Consider the following 19024-nt stretch of genomic DNA (forward strand, 5'->3'; position numbering starts at 1 on the left):
TCAAGTATGAGTAAAATTATGTTTATCAATTCTGTGGTTGATTTTGGGAGTACTGGTCGAATTGTCCGAACTTTGGCGGAAACTGCAAAAGGACAAGGTGATGAAGTTTGTATTGTTTATGGTAGAAAAGATTCAATTAAAATGGATGACACTTTTTATATGGGTAATACAATAAGTACTTTAAATCATGTTTTTATGACGCGACTATTTGGTAATCATGGTTTACACTCTAACAACGCTACAAAAAAATTAATTGATAAAATCAAATCATTCAATCCTGATATCATTCATTTACATAATCTGCATGGGTATTACTTAAACGTACCCATGCTTCTTAAATATTTAAATGGGACAGATATAAAAATTGTTTGGACACTTCACGATGCTTGGATTATATCTTCAAGTTCAGCAAGTTTTCTCTACAATGGATGTAAGGAGTGGGATGAAGGCTGTGTTAAATGTAATAATACAAAAGATTATCCTGAAGTTATCTTATTTCCTAATGAGAAACGTAATTTCAAATGGAAGAAAGATCTAATTTCTAAAAATAGAAATTTAACGATTGTAACGCCTTCAGAATGGTTGAATAAACTTGTGAGTGATAGTTTCTTAAAAAACAAATCAATTATTACTATAAACAATGGTATTGATACAGAGGTATTTACTCCGAACGCATTCAACAAACTAAATACTGAACTATCACAAAAAATTGGAAATCGCAAGGTTTTACTAGGGGTTGCCAGCGATTGGGAATTTAGAAAAGGATTAAGTTTTTTGGAAGAGTTAAGTCAAAAAGTAAGTGATAAATATGTTGTAGTAGTTGTTGGAGTTTCACAACAACAAAAAAATCATTTGCCAGATAACATGATTGGAGTATTACGAACTAATAACACTGAAGAATTAGCCGCTTTGTATGCCAATGCTTTTGCTTACATAAACCCAACGTTGGATGATAACTTTCCAACTACAAATCTAGAAGCACTTTCATGTGGAACACCTGTTATTACATTCGATACGGGTGGCAGTGGTGAGTCAGTATCACCGACGACTGGTATCGTCGTTCAAGAGCGCTGTACTGAAGCAATTCAACAAGCGATTCTTTTCTTAGAGACGAATAAAGAAGTTATTAACTACAAAGAAGAATGTAGAAATAGAGCAATCAATAAGTATGATCATAAGCGTTTTGTTAAGGAACAAATTAAACTTTATAATGACATTTTAAAGAAGGGATTGGTTTAAATGAATAAAATTGATTTTGTAATTCCATGGGTTAATGGAAATGATATTGAATGGCAAAAGGAAAAAGAACAGTATTCACCAAATAAAGGAACAGATGTTGGTGCGGTAAGATACCGTGATATGGATAATCTTGTTTACTTTTTTAGGGGTGTTGATAAATTTACACCGTGGGTCAATAAAATCTATTTTGTCACATGGGGTCATATTCCAGATTTTTTAGATATAAACCATCCAAAACTAGAAATTATTAACCATAAAGATTATATACCTGAAGAATACTTACCAACGTTTTCTTCTCATCCGATCGAATTAAACTTTCATAGGATTCCTAATTTAAGCGAACAATTTGTCTATTTTAATGATGACATGTTTATTTTTGATAAAATGGAACCAACTGATTTTTTTGAAAATGGTTTACCAAAAGATCAACTTGAATTAGATTACATTACATCAGATAAAGGAACTATTTTCCCTCATATTCTTCTTAATAATATAGATTTATTAAATCAAAATTATAATAAAAAGCAAGTTATGAAGACCCATAGAAAAAAATGGTATTCATCAAAATACGATTTGAAAACAAGAATCAAAAATTACTATTTTGGAAAATTAGGAAATTTCTCAGGTATTAAATGGCATCATTTACCTGCGCCATACTTAAAAACTACATTAGAACATGTATGGGAAAAAAATTATGAAGTATTACATAAAACATGCCTTAACAAATTCAGAAGTGCTAGTGATGTTAACCAATACGTGTTTAGAAATGAGCAATTTGTAACTGGTCAATTTGAGCCAACTAATTTGAATAAATTAGGGAAATTTTATAATATGCCACATTTGAAAGAACAATTAAGAATTGATTTAAAAAATAACAAATACAAAATGTATTGTGTGAATGATTCTGCAGAAATCGAAGATTTCGACCCATTGAAAGATGAAGTAAATTCATATTTAAATGAAGTCTTACCTGATAAATCTTCATTCGAATTATAGGAGGGTTTTTATGACCGAATTAGACAAACTACATACTGTTCATTTAGAGCTAGCTGATGAACTTCATCGGATTTGCCTGGAAAACAATATAGAATATTTTCTAATTGCTGGCACGCTTCTCGGCGCTGTTCGACATAAGGGCTTCATTCCTTGGGATGATGATTTTGATATAGGGTTGAAACGAACAGAATATAATCGTTTGCTTGAGGTTCTTAAATTCGATCTAAATTCAAAATATTATACGATGACAATGTCGAATAACGAAAGATTCTCGTTGCCGTTTCTTAAATTAATGAAAAAAGATACACTTCTAGGGGAAGCAAATCTTCCTGATGATATTGACGATTATGGGATTTTCATTGATGTTTTTCCTTTTGATGTAGTTCCTGAAAACGAAAAAGACTATAAAAAACATAAACGAAAGACAGAATTTTATAAAAAAATGTTGCTGATAAAAAATAATTATAAATTGAATTTACATTCTATGAGTCGTAAAATAATTTATTATATACTAAAAACTTTTTCGTTATTCTTGAGCAATGCTAATTTAAAGAAAAAGTTAGAAATCCAATGTACTTTATATGAATCACCGACATCCAATAAGAGAACCAATCTTGGGGGGGCGTATGGTTATGATCATGAAACAATTTCAACAAACTATTTCAATGAGTTAGAGTTGTATGACTTTGAGGGACGTAAGTATTACTCGTTCAAAGATTATGATGGGTATCTTACACAATTTTACGGAGACTATATGCAACTGCCTCCAAAAGAAGAACGTGGCGACCGTCATAATTACAAGTATATTGTTTTTGATAAAAAGGAAGTGTAATTTTGGAGAAAAAAGATTTCAAAACTATTGCTCTTAAAGTAGTTTTTATAGGCGTTTTCGCAATTTTTGGTTTTATCATTTTGGAGCTAGGCCTTAGAGAATTTAAAATATTATCTGTTTTTAGATTTGTTAGGAATCACAAAAAAATAATGGTTCTATCAGTGTTCACCATTGCAATGCTACTTACATTTATGAGTGTGATTTTTAATAATTTATGGACTTCAGCAATTTTATTGGTTTATGGTACACTTATTTTATCGGTATCAACCTATTTAAAAATTGAACTGAGAATCGAACCAGTATTCCCAAGTGACTTACTGTTTGTGACGAGCCTAAATGATTTAATTGGAATGGTAGATTTTAAGTACCTTATCATATTAATAGTTTTGACTTTATTTGTGATACTACTTATTAAGTCATTGACAAAAATAAAACCTTTCTTTCTTTTTGAATCTCGTAAAGACTCATGGCGTTGCTCAAGTATCTTATTGATCGTCACAATTTTGTTCTTTGGCTTATCAAAAAATGTTCATGCCCAAAATAGTCGGTTTAGTAAAGTAATGAGTAAAACAGGGTTTCATGAAACAGGATGGAATCCATTAAGAACGTATCATGAAAATGGATTTGTTCTTGGATTTATCAACAACTTTTCAGGAGAGGCTATTCCGAAACCTCATGAATATTCCAAAGAAAAAGTATTTGAAGTTCTTAGTGAATACCAAGAAAATGCAGACATTCGTAACAGAGATAGAGAAAATCAAAATTTTGAAGATATTTCTATTGTGTATATTTTAAGTGAATCTTTAGCAGACCCTGAGAATTTTAATGGCGTAAGTTTGGAAAAATCGCCAATCGAATACATCCAGGACCCTAGTGATAAGTATATGACTGGGAAACTTATTGTTCCTGCATATGGTGGAGGAACTTCTAATACGGAGTATGAAGTTTTAACTGGATTTTCGATTCAAGATTTAGAACAAAACATGGCAATGCCATTTCAACGTTTCTTATCAAACCACGACATGTTTCCTTCTATTGTTAGAGAGTATAAGCAAAGTAATAATCAAGAAGCTATTTCTATTCATAGTTTTCATTCGAAGTTGTACAAAAGAAGAACTGTTTATAAAAAACTTGGTTTTGATTATAGTTTGTTTGAAGACGATATGAAGTATAAAGAAGTTGTTGATAACGGAAACTTTATATCAGATGCTTCCTCTTACCAAGAGACTTTGGATTACTTAAAGGCTGACGATAAAAGCAAGTTAATACATTTAGTAACCATGCAAAATCATACTCCTTATACAGATGTATATAATAAATATGACTTTGAACCTAAAGTTGAAAATGGAAGTGAAAATGCATTAAATCAAATTAAGTATTATACTCAAGGTATTCACATTACAGATAAAGAAACAGAAAAATTCATTGCGGAGATAGATAAAATGGACAAAAAAATTGTAGTACTATTATTTGGTGATCATCATCCAGGACTATATAATGATGTTAGATCCTTAAATAATCCATTCAATTATGCAATGACAGATTTCTTTGTTTATAGTAATTTCACTGACAAAAAAGCTAAATTAGAAGGACCAGTTTCATCGACAGCACTTACAAATTTTGTTTATGATGCAGCTGATGTCAAAGTTAATGCAATTCATCAGCTAATATATGAATTAAGAATGAGTGTGGCAGCCAATAAAGGGACAGACTATTTGCTTAAAAGTGGATCAATTGTTGATGAGAATGATTTAGATACTCAACAACGTAAACTTCTTAATGATTATAAGTTGATTCAGTATGATTATATTGAGGGAAAAAAATTCAGTGATGAGTTCATAAAGAATGAGGTTATAGAATGAAATTATTAGTTATTTATAACCCGGCTGCTGGATTAAAACGTCGTGATGAATTACAGATAATTATAAAGTATCTTACAGAAAATAATTTCGATTATGAAGTCCATAAAACTCAGGTGGATTTTGGTCCGGATGAAATTTTAGCGTCTTCTGAACATAAAGTTGATGTGATAATTGTGGCAGGTGGGGATGGAACAGTTAGTCAAAGTATAAATGCTGTTCATAAGTATGGATGGGCATGTCCCATTTTGTTACTTCCTCTAGGTACCACAAATGAAATTAGTCAAAACTTAGGACAAAACACTAGTAACCTTATTTCACAACTAGAAAAATTAAAAACTATGAATACCATTTCGTTAGATTATGGTCTAGTAAACAATTCAAAGACTTTCACATATGCGTTAACCTTTGGAAATTTTACAGAAGTTACTTATAAAACTCCACAAAAGATGAAAAATTGGTTGGGTTATCGAGCTTACATATTGTATGGGTTTTTGACTTTCAGGAAAATAAAGAAATACCGAGTACACATTAATTCTGATGAAGCATCACTGGGTGGTAATTATGTTTTTGGAGCAGTAAGTAATTCGTCTTCTATGGGTAACATTTTCCACTATAATGATGACAAAATATCTTTAACTGATGGGCTATTTGAAGTATTGTTAATATCTAAACCAAATAGCGTAAAAGAATTACGACTTATATTAACTGGAATGATGCAGAATGACTACAGCAATGAAATGTTCACAACATTTAAATCCAGAGATTTAATTATAAAAACAAAACAAGATATTGACTGGAATATTGACGGCGAGTATGGTGGTTCTTATAAAAAACTAGAAATAGAAAATAAAAGACAATCAATTCAATTAATAATTTGAATATTTAGCTTCCTTAACGTATAATTATATCGTTTAGAGAAGCTTTTTCTTACGTAAAATAATAGGGGGAAATAATGACAGATTTAATAGTAGGTCCATTTTCAAAGTTTATAGAAATTGTTTTTAATGCGATACTAAATTTCACAGATAATTATGGAGTGGCCTTAGTTATTTTAAGTATGGTTGTTAATATTATATTACTACCATTTTATAGTTTTGCCGAAAAAATTGAGAAAAAAGAAAAAAACATTCAACAGAAAATGAAACCAAAACTTGATGAGTTTAAGAGTGTTTATAAGGGTTACGAACTTTATTTGTATACTAATAATGTATATAGATTGAACAATTATCGCCCAGCATATGCACTGCGAGGTTTAGTAAGTTTATTGATACAAGTTCCTTTTTTTATGGGGGCATATGCATTCTTATCCAATTATACGCCTTTTCAAGGCAGTTCATTTTTGATTTTGAAAGATTTAGGAAATCCAGATGGGTTACTTGTAATAGGGGCTCTTACGGTTAATTTATTGCCTTTTGTAATGACCATTGTGAACTTAGCGTCAGGGTATATCTATGCAAAAGAATCAGGACTTAACGAAAAGATTACTATCGTTGTTATTGCTCTTTTCTTTTTAGTAATTCTTTATAGTTCACCATCTAGTTTATTATTATATTGGACGTGCAATAACATATTCAGTCTATTCAAAAATATGATAACTCATAGAAAAATTGAGGGTGAAGTGATATGAGAATAATATACATTGATCCAGGAACAGGAAGTATGTTGATATCTGCAACAATTGCGATGGCATCAGTTGCTTTCTTTATAGTCAAAGGATTCATATATCGTCGATTAGGTTTTTCAGGCAATAAAGGCGAAACCGTTAATCTTGAAACTGAATATGATATTGTTTTTTATTCTGAAGGAAAACAGTATTGGAATGTGTTTAAAGACTTAGTGATTGGCTCAGTAGAAGCTGGATTACCTGTTGTATATTTTACAAGTGACAAAGAGGATCCAGGGCTTCTACTTGAATTAGATGGTTTTCAAAGCTATTATATTGGTTCTGGCAGAGAGGCGTTCTATATTCTAAACAGGTTACGCTGTAACATCTTGATAATGACAACACCAGGTCTTGATGTTTTAGAAATTAAGCGAAGTCCTCATGTTAAACACTATTGTCATCTTAGTCATGCAACAAGTAGTGTTGCGGGTTATAAAGCATATGGGGTTGATTATTTCGATAGCGTTTTAATTGGGGGGATAGGAGATGTTGATGTCATCAGAGAGTTGGAATCTGTTCGTGGTCTTCCTGCTAAAGATATTAGGGTGATTGGACAGCCATATCTAGATGTTTTGAGAGAAAAATTGGATACTTTGAAAGAAGATACACATTACTTTAATAATTCTAAACCAACGGTATTAATTTCTCCAACATGGGGAAATCATGGACTATTAACAAAAGTAGGTGATAGTCTCCTCAATGAGTTTGATGAATCCGATGAATTTAATGTGATCATTCGTCCTCACCCTCAATCTTTTATTTCTGATAAGGAATTGATGACTAACTTAATGAATAAGTATCCTAACAATAAACAAAGAATTTGGGATAGAGATAGAGAAAATCTAAAATCAATGGCGCAAGCCGATCTCATGATTAGCGATTTTTCAGGGATTATTTTTGACTTTTTTGTTCTATTTAAAAAACCAATATTAACGATGCATGAACAGTATGAAAAACGAGGAAGAGATGCAAGTGACCTATTAGACGATCCATGGGACATTAAAATTTTAGAGAGCATTGGGCAAACTTTTAATGAGAGTGATATTGATAAGATAATTGAAATTACTCATAGCAATCTGGATTATATGTCTGTTGAAAGTTCGATTGATTCTTCCGTTTTAGACATTATTGATAAGTTTCCTCAAGAATCAAAAGAAAGAGGAATGGCTTTTATTCATGAAAAACATAAAGAAATAAGTCAAGAAGCAGTTTCAGTCAATGAACGTAACGACGTTGTTTTCGAAAACACGTTGAACTTCGATCTATTGAAAGATAGAAATATAAAAACTTTCATTCAGTCTTTTTTTAATTCTTCGTCGTTATTGCAGTATACAATGACCTCAATTTTATTACTGTTCATGATGTTATTAGGGTTGAAAGTATTGCCTTCCAATGGGCTCAACGAATCTTATATTAGATTTTTGCTTCCTTTTTTAATAATAATGTCGTCAGTGATAGCTGTCCTTACCTTATTAAGAATTAAAATCAATAAGAGTAAAGTATTTACTTATCAAAAGAAGAGCGAATCACCTGATGCTATTGCTGTTTTATTTATTACGTTACCCATGACACCTATTGTTCAATATATTATTTCAAATCAGGATATTTTAGGTTTTAGTGATAGTTTAAAAGTCATTGGGTTCTTTCTTCTATTTTGTTTATTATTTGTGAATGTTATTCCACATTTCTTGAGTTCAGTTCTTTCAAAATCATTAAGCCAAGCGTTGATGACATCAAGTTTATTCATTCTATTTAATATGGCAAGTTTTGGAAGATCGACTAGTTATCCTAAAATCAATATCATTTTCTTCGTATGCTTTATAATAATATTCCTGATTTCATACTTTAATCGAAAGAGAGTGTTATCGTTTATCTTTACATTAGTCTTAATTGTTAATTCGCTTTCTTCTTTAATCAACAAGCCAAATGAAGAAATAGTGATTGATGAAAATAGTGTTTCCGAAAGTGAATTGTTGGCAATGGTGAAGGATAAAAAAGTAATTAATAAACCGAGTGTCTATCTTTTGGTTTATGACTCTTATGAAAATCAGGAAACTTTGGAAAAATATGGCTTTAATAATAGTGAGCAAATGGATTATTTATTAAATGATGGCTTTGCAATCTATGATGGTACTTATAGCTTGGGGGCTAATTCACTTAATTCGATGTCGACTGTACTTCACGCAGGGGAAGTATTAGAAACCCCGGAAGAGACAAGAAGAATACTAGCAAAAGATGCTTCTTCTACTATTCTATTTTCGTCTTTAGATTATACTTCTCAATTTATTTTTGATTCTGATTACTTTGTAAAAGGCTATGAAACAATTCAAGATTTTATATATCCCGATGCAAAACTTTCTATTGAATCAAGTAAAATAATTATTTCAGCAATTCTAGAGGGTGAATTTAGGTTTGATGCAGATTTTTCTGCGGTCACTTATGAAGATTTTTTAAGAGTAAGAGCAACAAAGTTAAATGAAAAAAAATCTAATCCAGTTTATTTTTATGCACACGATAATTACCCAGGACATAGTCAAAACTCAGGGGTTCTCTTACCTAATGAAACTGAACTTCACCTAGAAAAATTGAAGTTTGCTAATCATCAAATGAAAGAGAATATTGAATCAATCCGTAAGAATGATGAAAATGCAGTCATTGTTGTATTCGGAGATCATGGTCCTTATCTCACTAAGAATGGGATTGGACTCCATGCTTATGATTCTAGCGAGATAAATCAACTTGATATTCAAGATAGATACGGAACATTTTTAGCTATTTCTTGGCCAGATAAATCTTACGTTTACAAGTATGACATTAAGACTATCCAAGACATAATACCAGCGATTGCCTCCTATATGTATGAGGATGATGCCATCTTTGATGCTACAAAGATGACTCCTTCAATTAATAAATCTAAAATAATAGGAGGACTTTCAATTGTAGATGGATTAATTGTCGGTGGACCAGATGATGGTAAACCTTTATTCGACAGAAGTGGTGTAAGATTTAGAGAGTAACTGAAAACATTAGCAATTAGTTGTTAAAGAAGGGGGTATTATTTCTATCCCCTTTTTTTTATTCTGTTTGCTTGATATCAAAAAAACATAAACAGGAGTTGATTTTCAATTTATGGTTTTCAATCACACTATTGTTATTAAATTGCAAATGTATTATAATAAATAAAGTGAAGTTTGAAACAAATAAGTACAAATTGAATGTTTTGGGGGATGAAAATGAAAAAAGAATTAATAATCTTAACAACTGTCATGTTAGTGTTGATTAGTTTGGTAGGTTTTAAGCAAAAAGATACAATAATTATCTATTCTAGCTTAGAACAATTTCGTGGTGAAGAGCTTCAAAAACAATTGGATGAAGAGTTTCCGGAGATAAAAACAAAACTGATGTATGTTCCAACTGGGAAAGTCGCTGCAAAAGTAGTTCTTGAAGGTGCTAGAACGGAAGCGGATATTATCGTTGGCTTGGAAACAAGCTACATGATTAAAATACAGGAACATCTTGCTGATATTGAGGGTTTATCACGAATTCCATATGAGGACCATTTTATGCCTGAGTTAAACGATAACAAATATGTTATTTGGGAGCGTCAAGCGGGTTCGTTTATTGTTAATAAAGATGTTTTAAAAAAATACAATATAAAAACGCCGAAGAACTATTCTGATTTACTGAAACCTGAATTAAAAAATCTTATTGCAATGTCTGATCCCAAATCGAGTGGAACAGGTTATTTCTTTATGAAAAATAGAATGAATGTACTGGGTGAACAAAACGGTTTTTCATATTTTGATAATCTATCTGAGAATGTAAAACAATTTACTGAATCAGGTTCTGGTCCGATTAAGTTATTGAATCAAGGAGAGGTTGCGGTTGGTTTGGGCTTAACATTTCAAGCAATGAATGAAATTAACAAAGGAAAACCATTTGAAATTATCTTTCCACCTGAAGGTTCACCGTATTCTTTAACAGGGACTGCCATGATAAAGGGGAGAGAGAATAATCAAAATGTTCAAAAGATTTTTGACTTTATCATCAATGACTTTATTATTTATGACAAAGAATATTTTTCTCCGGAAATGATTTTTGATGGGCAAGTTAATAGGATTAAAAATTATCCTGAAAATATTAATTATGCCGATATGGAAGGTATTCAAAGTATAGAAGACAAAGAGAGGTTATTGAAATTATGGAAGTATTAAAACCGAAATTAATGATTGAAAATTTAACAAAGGTTTATGATGGCAAAACAGTTTTAAATAATCTATCTTTTGATGTGAAGAAGGGTGAGTTTTTGAGTGTTTTGGGTCCGTCAGGTTGTGGTAAAACAACTCTTTTGAGGATTATAATTGGTTTAGAAGAACAGGATAGCGGGATGATTTATAACGAAACACACGAAATATCTAATCTTAAACCGGTTGAGCGAGGAATGGGCATTGTATTTCAAAGTTATGCATTATTTCCTAATATGACTGTCTTAGAAAATGTTTCATATGCTTTAAAATTTAAAATGGATGCTGCTGAAGCTAATCGTATTGCTAAAGAAACCTTAGTGATGATTGGTATGGAAGCGCATTTGCCAAAAAAACCAGGACAATTATCGGGGGGTCAACAACAAAGGGTTGCCATTGCTCGGACATTAGCAACTCAACCAGATGTCATCTTGCTAGATGAACCTATTTCAGCTCTTGATGTTGAAAATCGTGAAATCATGAAAACAGAATTAAAGGAAATTCAGAAAAACTTTAATGCTACAATGATTTTCATAACGCATGATCAAGAGGAAGCGTTTTATTTATCTGATCGGATTATGGTTATGAATAACGGGGTTATTGAGCAAATAGGCACTCCGCAAGAAATCTATAGTAAACCTAAGAATGATTATGTAAAACGGTTTGTTGTTAATCACATAGATCATAAATTAAGATCTATGCGTCGTTATGTGGGGGAAATTGATGAAGAAGAAAAATAAAAGCCGATTAATCTTAATTATATTTTTTTTGTTTGCTGTAATCTTACCACTTTTTAATTTATTTACATATGTAAGACGTGATGATATTAAGATTTTAATTTTCACAGATGGGTTTTCTGAATTGATGTTTAATAGTTTATCGACAACAATTTTGGCTACCTTTATATCTGTTAGCCTGGCTTTGTTTGTGTCAGGAGTTTTGAGGCGTTCCCAAATTAAATTTAAAAATATGTTTAATGTTGTTCTTACAGTACCGATGCTAATCCCATCAATATCTCATGCTATAGGACTAATTATACTTTTTGGACATAATGGAATTATCACACAATTTCTTGATTTACATTTTAATTTGTTTGGTTTTGTTGGAATTGTGATGGGGTCCATTTTATATTCTTTTCCAGTCGCTTTTTTATTAATTAGTGATGCTCTATCATATGAGGATTATACAAGTTATGAGGCATGTGAGATTTTAGGAATTCCTAAAGTAAAACAGTTTTTAAATATAACGCTTCCGAATATTGGTAAACCATTATTAGCTGCTTGTTTTGCTGTGTTTACAATGATTTTCACTGATTATGGTGTACCGCTCATGATTGGTGGTAAATTTCAAACATTATCCGCTTATATGTACAGAGAAATTATAGGACTGCTGAATTTTTCAAATGGAGCAATTATCGGTGTTGTTTTATTGATTCCAGCGTTCATAGCGTTTATAGTTGATCTAAAAATAGAGAAAGAACGCCATGATTCTACACTTGTCCGAAAGTTTGTAGTCAAAGAAAATAAAAAGAGAGACTTACTCGCAAATATAATTCTGATTTTGATTTCGGTTATATTTTTATTGCCTATTTTTGCATTTGTTCTCTTAAGTGTGGTTGAACAATTTCCTAAAAACATGTCTCTGAGTTTAAGACACTTTAAAGACGCATTACAATTAGACATTGTGGATTATTTGATTAATTCATTGACGATTGCATTATCGACGGCTCTTTTAGGAACCGTTGTTTCTTACTTAACCGCATATATAACAGCACGAAGTAATAAAACCCCAACTGTCTTGTTTCTTCATCTATTATCGATGTTTTCGCTTGCAATTCCAGGGGTAGTATTAGGTCTAAGTTATGTTTTGTTTTTTAACTCAACTTTTATTTACAATACAATATTTATTCTGATTTTAGTTAATATCGTACACTTCTTTTCTTCTCCTTATTTGATGGCGTATAATTCCTTGAGTGGTTATGGAAGTTCGTTTAATGATCTTGCAGAAGTGCATGGAATTTCTAAGTGGCGAATGTTAGTGGATGTTTTTATTCCCAATACTCAATTAACAATTTTTGAAATGTTCTCATTCTTTTTTACCAATTCAATGATAACAATATCGGCTGTATCATTTTTATCAAATGTTCGAAATCAACCGCTAGCACTCTTGATCCCTCAACTTGATGCGCAGTCACTGATAGAAGCGACTGCTTTGGTATCGTTGCTGATATTAATATGCAATATTATATTTAAGTCAGGAATGTATTTCTTTAAACAACATAAATTAAAAGGAGAAAATAATGAATAGAAGTCAATTTAGTGTTTTGGTTTATATTGAACGTATGGCTGGAAAGAGTTTTACACAAAAGGAAGTAGCACAAGTTTGTGGTATTTCTGTTGGTACTGTAAATTCTGCTGTTTCCTACCTTCAGGAGCAAAAATTTATTGAACTCAATGAAAATGGAGATTATGGAGTTAGTGAATTGGGTTATCAAAATTTAGAGCCTTACAAAGTTAAAAGGGCGCTATTTTTTGCGGCTGGATTTGGTTCTCGTCTTGTTCCTGTGTCCTATAATACACCTAAGCCTTTGATTCGTGTTAAGGGAGTTCGAATGATTGATACACTTTTAGATGCTGTTATTGAGGCTGGGATTGAAGATATCACAATTGTTCGAGGCTTTTTAAAAGAACAATTTGATACATTGTTAATCAAGTATCCTATGATTAAGTTTATTGACAATGATTACTACAATGAAGCAAATAATATTTCCAGTGCCTACATGGCTCGTCATTTATTTGAAAATACATTAGTATTAGAATCGGATTTGCTCTTATCAGATCCATTAATCATCAATAAATATGAGTATTCAAGCAGCTATAAAACTAAAAAAGTTGATGTGACGGATGATTGGTGTTTTGATACACGTGGCAGCCTTATCACAAAAGTTAAAATAGGTGGTGTGGATACCCATCAAATGGTTGGCATATCCTATTGGACTAAAGAAGATGGAATTAAGTTAGCTGAAGATATTGCAGCAGTTTATAAATCACCTGGTGGTAAAGAAAAGTATTGGGATGAAGTCGCTTTGAAAGATATGAAGGAAAAATATGCAGTGAATGTAGTTCCTGTTGGTCAAGATGCGATTATTGAAATTGATACGTTCGCTGAACTATGTGAAGTAGATCCTATCTATAAAGTTAAATAAGCTAGTTCAATCGTATTTTGTAATAGAAATTGCTTTGATTATGAAGAGTCTTGTCTATCAAGGCTCTTTTTTAACGGTTTAGAATTAATGTTTTGTCATTGTATTAAATTGCTTACAGTAAGAGGTTGGACTGAATTAAAATTGTTTAGAGATATGAAAATAAGATAAAATGAGCAGTTAAATAATAAAATAAATATTATACCCATAGAGGCATTTTATCCCCCTAATAAATAGAAAACATGTTAATATAAAAGAGGTGAAAAGGGGTTATTTAAAATGAAAACGATTGTAACAGTTGTAGGAAAAGATCAAGTTGGAATCATTGCAAGTGTGAGTCAAATGCTTGCCAATGAAAATATAAATATTCTAGATATCGATCAAAGTATTTTAGACGGTTATTTTAATATGTTTATGATTGTGGATATGACAAATTCCAAGCATGAATTTCAAAAAGTTGTTGGACTCTTTGATGATTTAGCGAAACAAATTGGTGTGTCAATACAATTACAACGTGCAGATTTATTTGAAGAAATGTATCGTATAACAGGAGGAAACCAATGATTCGTTTAAAAGAAGCCTTTGAAACAAAGCGAATGGTTGATGATTTTAATCTTGATGTGCGTACCTTAACCATGGGCATAAGTCTTTTAGATTGTGCAGATAAAGATGTCAATAAATTCAATGAAAATATTTACAATAAAATAACATATTATGCCAAGGATTTGGTTAAAGTTGCTGATGATCTAGAAAAAGAATATGGTATTCCAATTATCAATAAAAGAATTTCAATCACTCCGATTGCGATTGCGGCAGCAGCTTGCGAAACGGATTCGTATGTTTCAATTGCGAAGACCTTAGATGCGGTAGCAAAAGAAGTGAATGTTGATTTTATTGGTGGTTTTTCTGCATTGGTACAAAAAGGAACCTCTTCATCAGACCAAATATTATTTAATAGTTTACCCGAAAGCTTAGCGGTTACTGATCGTGTTTGTGCGAGTGTTAATTTAGGGTCAAGTCGTAATGGCTTGAATATGGATGCTGTAGCTGCAATGGGCCCCATGATTTTAGACATGGCTCATCGAACCAAAGACAAAGAAAGCATTGCATGTGCTAAATTTGTCGCCTTTTGTAATGCCGTTGATGATAATCCGTTTATGGCGGGTGCATATCATGGAGTCGGTGAAAAAGATGTTGTTTTAAGTGTTGGAGTGAGTGGGCCCGGTGTTGTGAAAGCGGCACTTGTTGCATCAAAGAAACAAAGTTTCAATGATCTATGCTCAACCATTCAAGAAACAGCTTTTAAAATAACTCGTGCTGGTCAATTAATTGGTCAAGAAGCAGCAAAGCGTTTAAATGTTCCGTTTGGTATTATCGATTTATCCTTAGCACCTACGCCAGCTGTTGGAGACAGTATCGGTGAAATATTTGAAGTAATGGGTCTAGAAGTTGCGGGTGCACCAGGCACAACATTAGCCCTAGCTTTGTTAAATGATTCCATAAAAAAAGGTGGCTTGATGGCTTCAACTCATGTCGGAGGATTAAGCGGTGCTTTTATACCAGTGAGTGAAGATAGAGCCATGATAAAAGCGGTTAAACAAGGGGCTTTGTCATTAGAAAAACTAGAAGCAATGACAGCCGTTTGCTCGGTTGGCCTTGATATGGTTGCAGTCCCTGGCGATACGCCTTGGCAAACATTATCGGGAATCATTGCAGATGAAGCAGCGATAGGCCTGATTAATAATAAAACAACCGCGGTTAGAATTATTCCGGTATATGGTAAAACTATTGGAGAAATGGTTGAATTTGGTGGTTTACTAGGCTATGCTCCAATTATGAAAGTGAACCAGTTTTGCAATAACGATTTTATTACACGAGGAGGCTTTGTTCCTGCTCCAATCCACAGTTTTAAGAATTGAAAGGTGATGTTAAAATGGATTATATGAAGCATTTAGGAATGAGTGTTGTTGAAGCAAAGGAAGGGTATGCTCATTTAGAAATGGAGATTACTCCAACTAGTCTAAATTACTTTGGTTATGTTCATGGTGGTGTATATTTTAGTCTATCTGATACAACAGCAGGTTATGCAACTCACGCATATGAAGGATCATACATTACTTTAAATTCTTCGATTAATTATTTAAAAGGTATTCAAGAAGGTGTTTTATCTGCAAAAGCGACTGTGTTAAATAAGACAAGAAAAACAGTTGTGATTGACGTGAAAACTTATTCAAATGAGATTCTATGCACCCAAGCAACTATTACGATGTACCGTGTGGCATAGGTGTATATGAGTTTTATTTTATTTAAATACTTGGTATGATAAAAAAAAGAGAAAGAGGTGGTAAAATGAATGTAATATTCCATTTAAATGAATTAAGACGATTTGATCATTGTTATGCAAATGTGAAGAATTTACTCAAAGAAGATGAAGTCAATGAAATCCATATCTTAATGAATGGGGAACCGGTTACACTTGCAATTGTAGATCAAGAACCAAGAATTGTTGAACTAATTGAATTAGGAATAGTTGTATCTGTTTGCCAAAACGCTCTTAATGCCAATGATATTTTAACCAGTGAGTTAGAGGACACTGTAAATGTTGTTCCAACTGGTGTTTTCGAATTGATGAAACGCCAGGAACAAGGGTATTCGTATATAAAGCCATAAAACCGCTTTATAAATCAACCTAGGAGGGCTAATATGAAAATTGTAATTCGAAGTATTGTCACGATTATGATGATGATTTCGCTCATATCGCCTGTTAATGCTAATAGTTCAATTAATGAACAAGTATTACAACATGTCAACCAAGAACGAGCGAATCTTGGAAGAAAAGCCCTTAGGATCGACGCGAAATTAAGTACAGCTGCTGCTAAGCGATCGCAAGAAATTGTACAAACATTTTCTCATACGCGACCCAACGGGAAAGAGTGGAGCACAATCTATGATGACTTTAATATTTTTCCATTGTATATCGGTGAAAACGTAGCGAAAAAAAGTTATAATAAAGTGCCAGATAATGCGGAACTCGCACAAGACTTTTATACTTTATGGAAAAACAGTCCAGGTCATTATCAAAACATGGTTAAACCTGAATACGATATGATTGGCTTATCGATTCATAAGGTAGGGAATGTATACTATATGACTCAACTTTTTAATTCAGATGGTGCTGAGAAACCTCAAACATCAAAACCACAACCCAAGCCTGAAAAGAAAAAAGAGCTTGTAATTAAAGAAGAAATTAAACCGACGCATATTCCGACCAAGGATAAGCGTGATGTACCCCTAGCTAAAGAAATACCTAAAAAAGATGTGAAAGAAGCAAAAGTTGATCAACAAGAAGAAGAATTAGCCAATAAGCAAAGAGACGAAATTAAAGCATTAAAATTAACGGAAAATCAACTGAAATTTGAACAAGAACAAGTAAAACTTCAACAGGAAGTTTTGTTTCAACAAGAAAAAACAATTAAAAAACAGAAAATCATTCTGATAGGTTTAATTGCTTCGATCGTTTCGTTGGTGATGATTATTATATATGTTTATATTAAAAAATAAAAATGCCTTACTCAAATTGAGTAAGGCATTTTGTTATTGGTTTAAAGACCTTCTTTTTCACAAGCTGCTTGAGCAAGAATGTTTAAATAGTTTAAAGGTCTATCGAAATGAGGTTGGAAGAAGAAGTCAACATAAGCTAAATCTTCAATCGTCATTTTATTTTGGACTGCAAGTGATAATGTGTTCGCTGATTGTGTGATGTCATATTTTGACATAACCTGTCCACCAACGATGACTTTCGTCTTCTTATCGTAAACAAGTTTCATGAGTACTTCTTCAGTTGTAGGCATGAACTCTGGGCGATACATATCTTTGACAACCACTGAATCAACCTCTAAACCAAAATGAGGTGCAGAGTTGACGTTGACGCCTGTTGAACCGATGTTGTAACCAAATAAGTAAAGTCCGGATGTTCCTTGTGTTCCGCGATATTTTACACGATGACCACCGATGTTTTTACCGATGAGTGTACCCATACGTACAGCATTCGTTGCAAGAGGGATATAAGCGTGATCACCTGTTGGATTATAGTGAACCGCAACATTGTCGCCACCTGCATAGATATCTGGATTGCTTGTTTGCATGTATTCATTGACTTTAACAGCACCATTTGGCAAGGTGTCAATTTTACCCATGACAAGTTCTGCATTCGGACGGAATCCAACACACATAATGACTAAGTCTGCTTCAAAATCTCCGTTTGGTGTGTGAACTGATTTAACATTTCCGTTTTCGTCTGATTCAAAACGTTCGACAGTTTGGTTCAAGGCTAATTTTACGCCGCGATTTCTTAGATCGTCTTCGAGAACATCTGTGAATTCAGGGTCAAGATATTTATTTAAGATACGATCTAAACCATCGATTAAGGTAACATCTTTTCCAGTTTCAGCAAATGCTTCGACTAATTCGATACCGATGTAGCCACCACCCACAATAACAACTTTTTCTGCGTCTTGTTTTCTTGCGAAAATTTCTTTGGCTTGATTATAGTTTTTACATAATAAGATATTCTCTGCATCAACACCAGGAATTGGCGGCTCAATTGGCCATGAACCTGTCGTTAAAACGAGTTTATCGTAAGATTCTGTGAATGTTTCATCGGTTAACATGTTTTGAACTTTGACTTGCTTTGCATCAACATCAATATCTAAAACATTATGTTCCATATGAACATCGGCGCCTAAATCACTAAGCTCTTGAGGGTTGGAGTAGAATAATTCTTCTGCCTTGTTAACGACTTCCCCAATATATAGAGCGATTCCGCACGATAGAAATGATACGTTATCATTTCTTTCAAATACCTGAACTTCTGCACCAGGATTTTCTTTTAAAATTGTTTTAACTGCTGCTGTTCCAGCGTGTGTACAACCTACAACTACTACTTTCATTTCATCATCCTCCTATGACTAAATTTAGTTTAGCAAT

At 32.6% G+C, this 19024-nt stretch carries 17 protein-coding genes; 16 read left to right on the forward strand and 1 reads right to left on the reverse strand.

Annotation, left to right across the window (positions count from 1 at the left end):
• The first annotated feature begins 6 nt into the window (after window positions 1–6).
• From GVV10_RS02310 to GVV10_RS02385, 16 genes are all read left to right on the forward strand, one after another.
• Window positions 7–1239, forward strand: a complete 1233-nt coding sequence (locus GVV10_RS02310; protein ID WP_159519190.1) for a glycosyltransferase — start codon at window positions 7–9, stop codon at window positions 1237–1239.
• The gene (locus GVV10_RS02315) at window positions 1240–2235 is read left to right on the forward strand and encodes a stealth family protein (protein ID WP_159519729.1); all 996 of its coding nucleotides are present in this window, start codon (window positions 1240–1242) and stop codon (window positions 2233–2235) included. It abuts the gene before it with no gap.
• 10 nt (window positions 2236–2245) lie between these two features.
• Window positions 2246–3067 carry a LicD family protein gene (locus tag GVV10_RS02320; protein ID WP_159519192.1) on the forward strand — a complete coding sequence of 274 codons (822 nt, stop codon included), beginning with the start codon at window positions 2246–2248 and terminating at the stop codon, window positions 3065–3067.
• Window positions 3068–3069: 2 nt separating this feature from the next.
• Window positions 3070–4929 (forward strand): LTA synthase family protein, encoded by a 1860-nt coding sequence (locus GVV10_RS02325; RefSeq protein WP_159519194.1) that lies wholly within the window; start codon window positions 3070–3072, stop codon window positions 4927–4929.
• Window positions 4926–5807 (forward strand): diacylglycerol/lipid kinase family protein, encoded by an 882-nt coding sequence (locus GVV10_RS02330; RefSeq protein WP_159519197.1) that lies wholly within the window; start codon window positions 4926–4928, stop codon window positions 5805–5807. Before GVV10_RS02325 ends, GVV10_RS02330 begins: the two co-directional genes overlap by 4 nt.
• A gap of 74 nt (window positions 5808–5881) precedes the next feature.
• Window positions 5882–6556: a membrane protein insertase YidC gene (yidC, locus tag GVV10_RS02335; RefSeq protein WP_159519199.1), complete on the forward strand. Its 675-nt coding sequence runs from the start codon at window positions 5882–5884 to the stop codon at window positions 6554–6556.
• Window positions 6553–9609: a CDP-glycerol glycerophosphotransferase family protein gene (locus GVV10_RS02340; RefSeq protein WP_159519201.1), complete on the forward strand. Its 3057-nt coding sequence runs from the start codon at window positions 6553–6555 to the stop codon at window positions 9607–9609. The genes yidC and GVV10_RS02340 overlap by 4 nt, the downstream gene beginning before the upstream one ends.
• Before the next feature lie 216 nt (window positions 9610–9825).
• On the forward strand, window positions 9826–10806 hold the full coding sequence (locus tag GVV10_RS02345) for an extracellular solute-binding protein (RefSeq protein ID WP_159519203.1): 981 nt from the start codon (window positions 9826–9828) through the stop codon (window positions 10804–10806).
• The gene (locus GVV10_RS02350; protein ID WP_159519205.1) at window positions 10794–11576 is read left to right on the forward strand and encodes an ABC transporter ATP-binding protein; all 783 of its coding nucleotides are present in this window, start codon (window positions 10794–10796) and stop codon (window positions 11574–11576) included. Before GVV10_RS02345 ends, GVV10_RS02350 begins: the two co-directional genes overlap by 13 nt.
• The gene (locus GVV10_RS02355; RefSeq protein ID WP_159519208.1) at window positions 11560–13143 is read left to right on the forward strand and encodes an ABC transporter permease subunit; all 1584 of its coding nucleotides are present in this window, start codon (window positions 11560–11562) and stop codon (window positions 13141–13143) included. The genes GVV10_RS02350 and GVV10_RS02355 overlap by 17 nt, the downstream gene beginning before the upstream one ends.
• Entirely contained in the window at window positions 13136–14041 is a 906-nt protein-coding gene (locus GVV10_RS02360) for a MarR family transcriptional regulator (protein ID WP_159519210.1), read from the forward strand. The genes GVV10_RS02355 and GVV10_RS02360 overlap by 8 nt, the downstream gene beginning before the upstream one ends.
• Window positions 14042–14317: 276 nt before the next feature.
• On the forward strand, window positions 14318–14602 hold the full coding sequence (locus tag GVV10_RS02365) for an ACT domain-containing protein (protein ID WP_159519212.1): 285 nt from the start codon (window positions 14318–14320) through the stop codon (window positions 14600–14602).
• A complete protein-coding gene (locus tag GVV10_RS02370) occupies window positions 14599–15957 on the forward strand; it encodes a PFL family protein (RefSeq protein ID WP_159519214.1) in 1359 nt (452 codons plus the stop codon). The genes GVV10_RS02365 and GVV10_RS02370 overlap by 4 nt, the downstream gene beginning before the upstream one ends.
• Before the next feature lie 14 nt (window positions 15958–15971).
• The gene (locus tag GVV10_RS02375) at window positions 15972–16322 is read left to right on the forward strand and encodes a PaaI family thioesterase (protein ID WP_159519216.1); all 351 of its coding nucleotides are present in this window, start codon (window positions 15972–15974) and stop codon (window positions 16320–16322) included.
• Window positions 16323–16387: 65 nt separating this feature from the next.
• The gene (locus GVV10_RS02380) at window positions 16388–16708 is read left to right on the forward strand and encodes a DsrE family protein (RefSeq protein ID WP_159519218.1); all 321 of its coding nucleotides are present in this window, start codon (window positions 16388–16390) and stop codon (window positions 16706–16708) included.
• Window positions 16709–16741: 33 nt separating this feature from the next.
• Window positions 16742–17599: a CAP domain-containing protein gene (locus GVV10_RS02385; protein ID WP_159519220.1), complete on the forward strand. Its 858-nt coding sequence runs from the start codon at window positions 16742–16744 to the stop codon at window positions 17597–17599.
• 41 nt (window positions 17600–17640) lie between these two features.
• Here the strand turns inward: GVV10_RS02385 and GVV10_RS02390 are convergent, their stop codons facing one another.
• Window positions 17641–18987 (reverse strand): FAD-dependent oxidoreductase, encoded by a 1347-nt coding sequence (locus GVV10_RS02390; RefSeq protein ID WP_159519222.1) that lies wholly within the window; start codon window positions 18985–18987, stop codon window positions 17641–17643.
• Window positions 18988–19024 lie beyond the last annotated feature (37 nt).

This window comes from Erysipelothrix urinaevulpis (assembly GCF_009828835.1).
Classification (GTDB): Bacteria; Bacillota_I; Bacilli_A; order Erysipelotrichales; family Erysipelotrichaceae; genus Erysipelothrix; species Erysipelothrix urinaevulpis.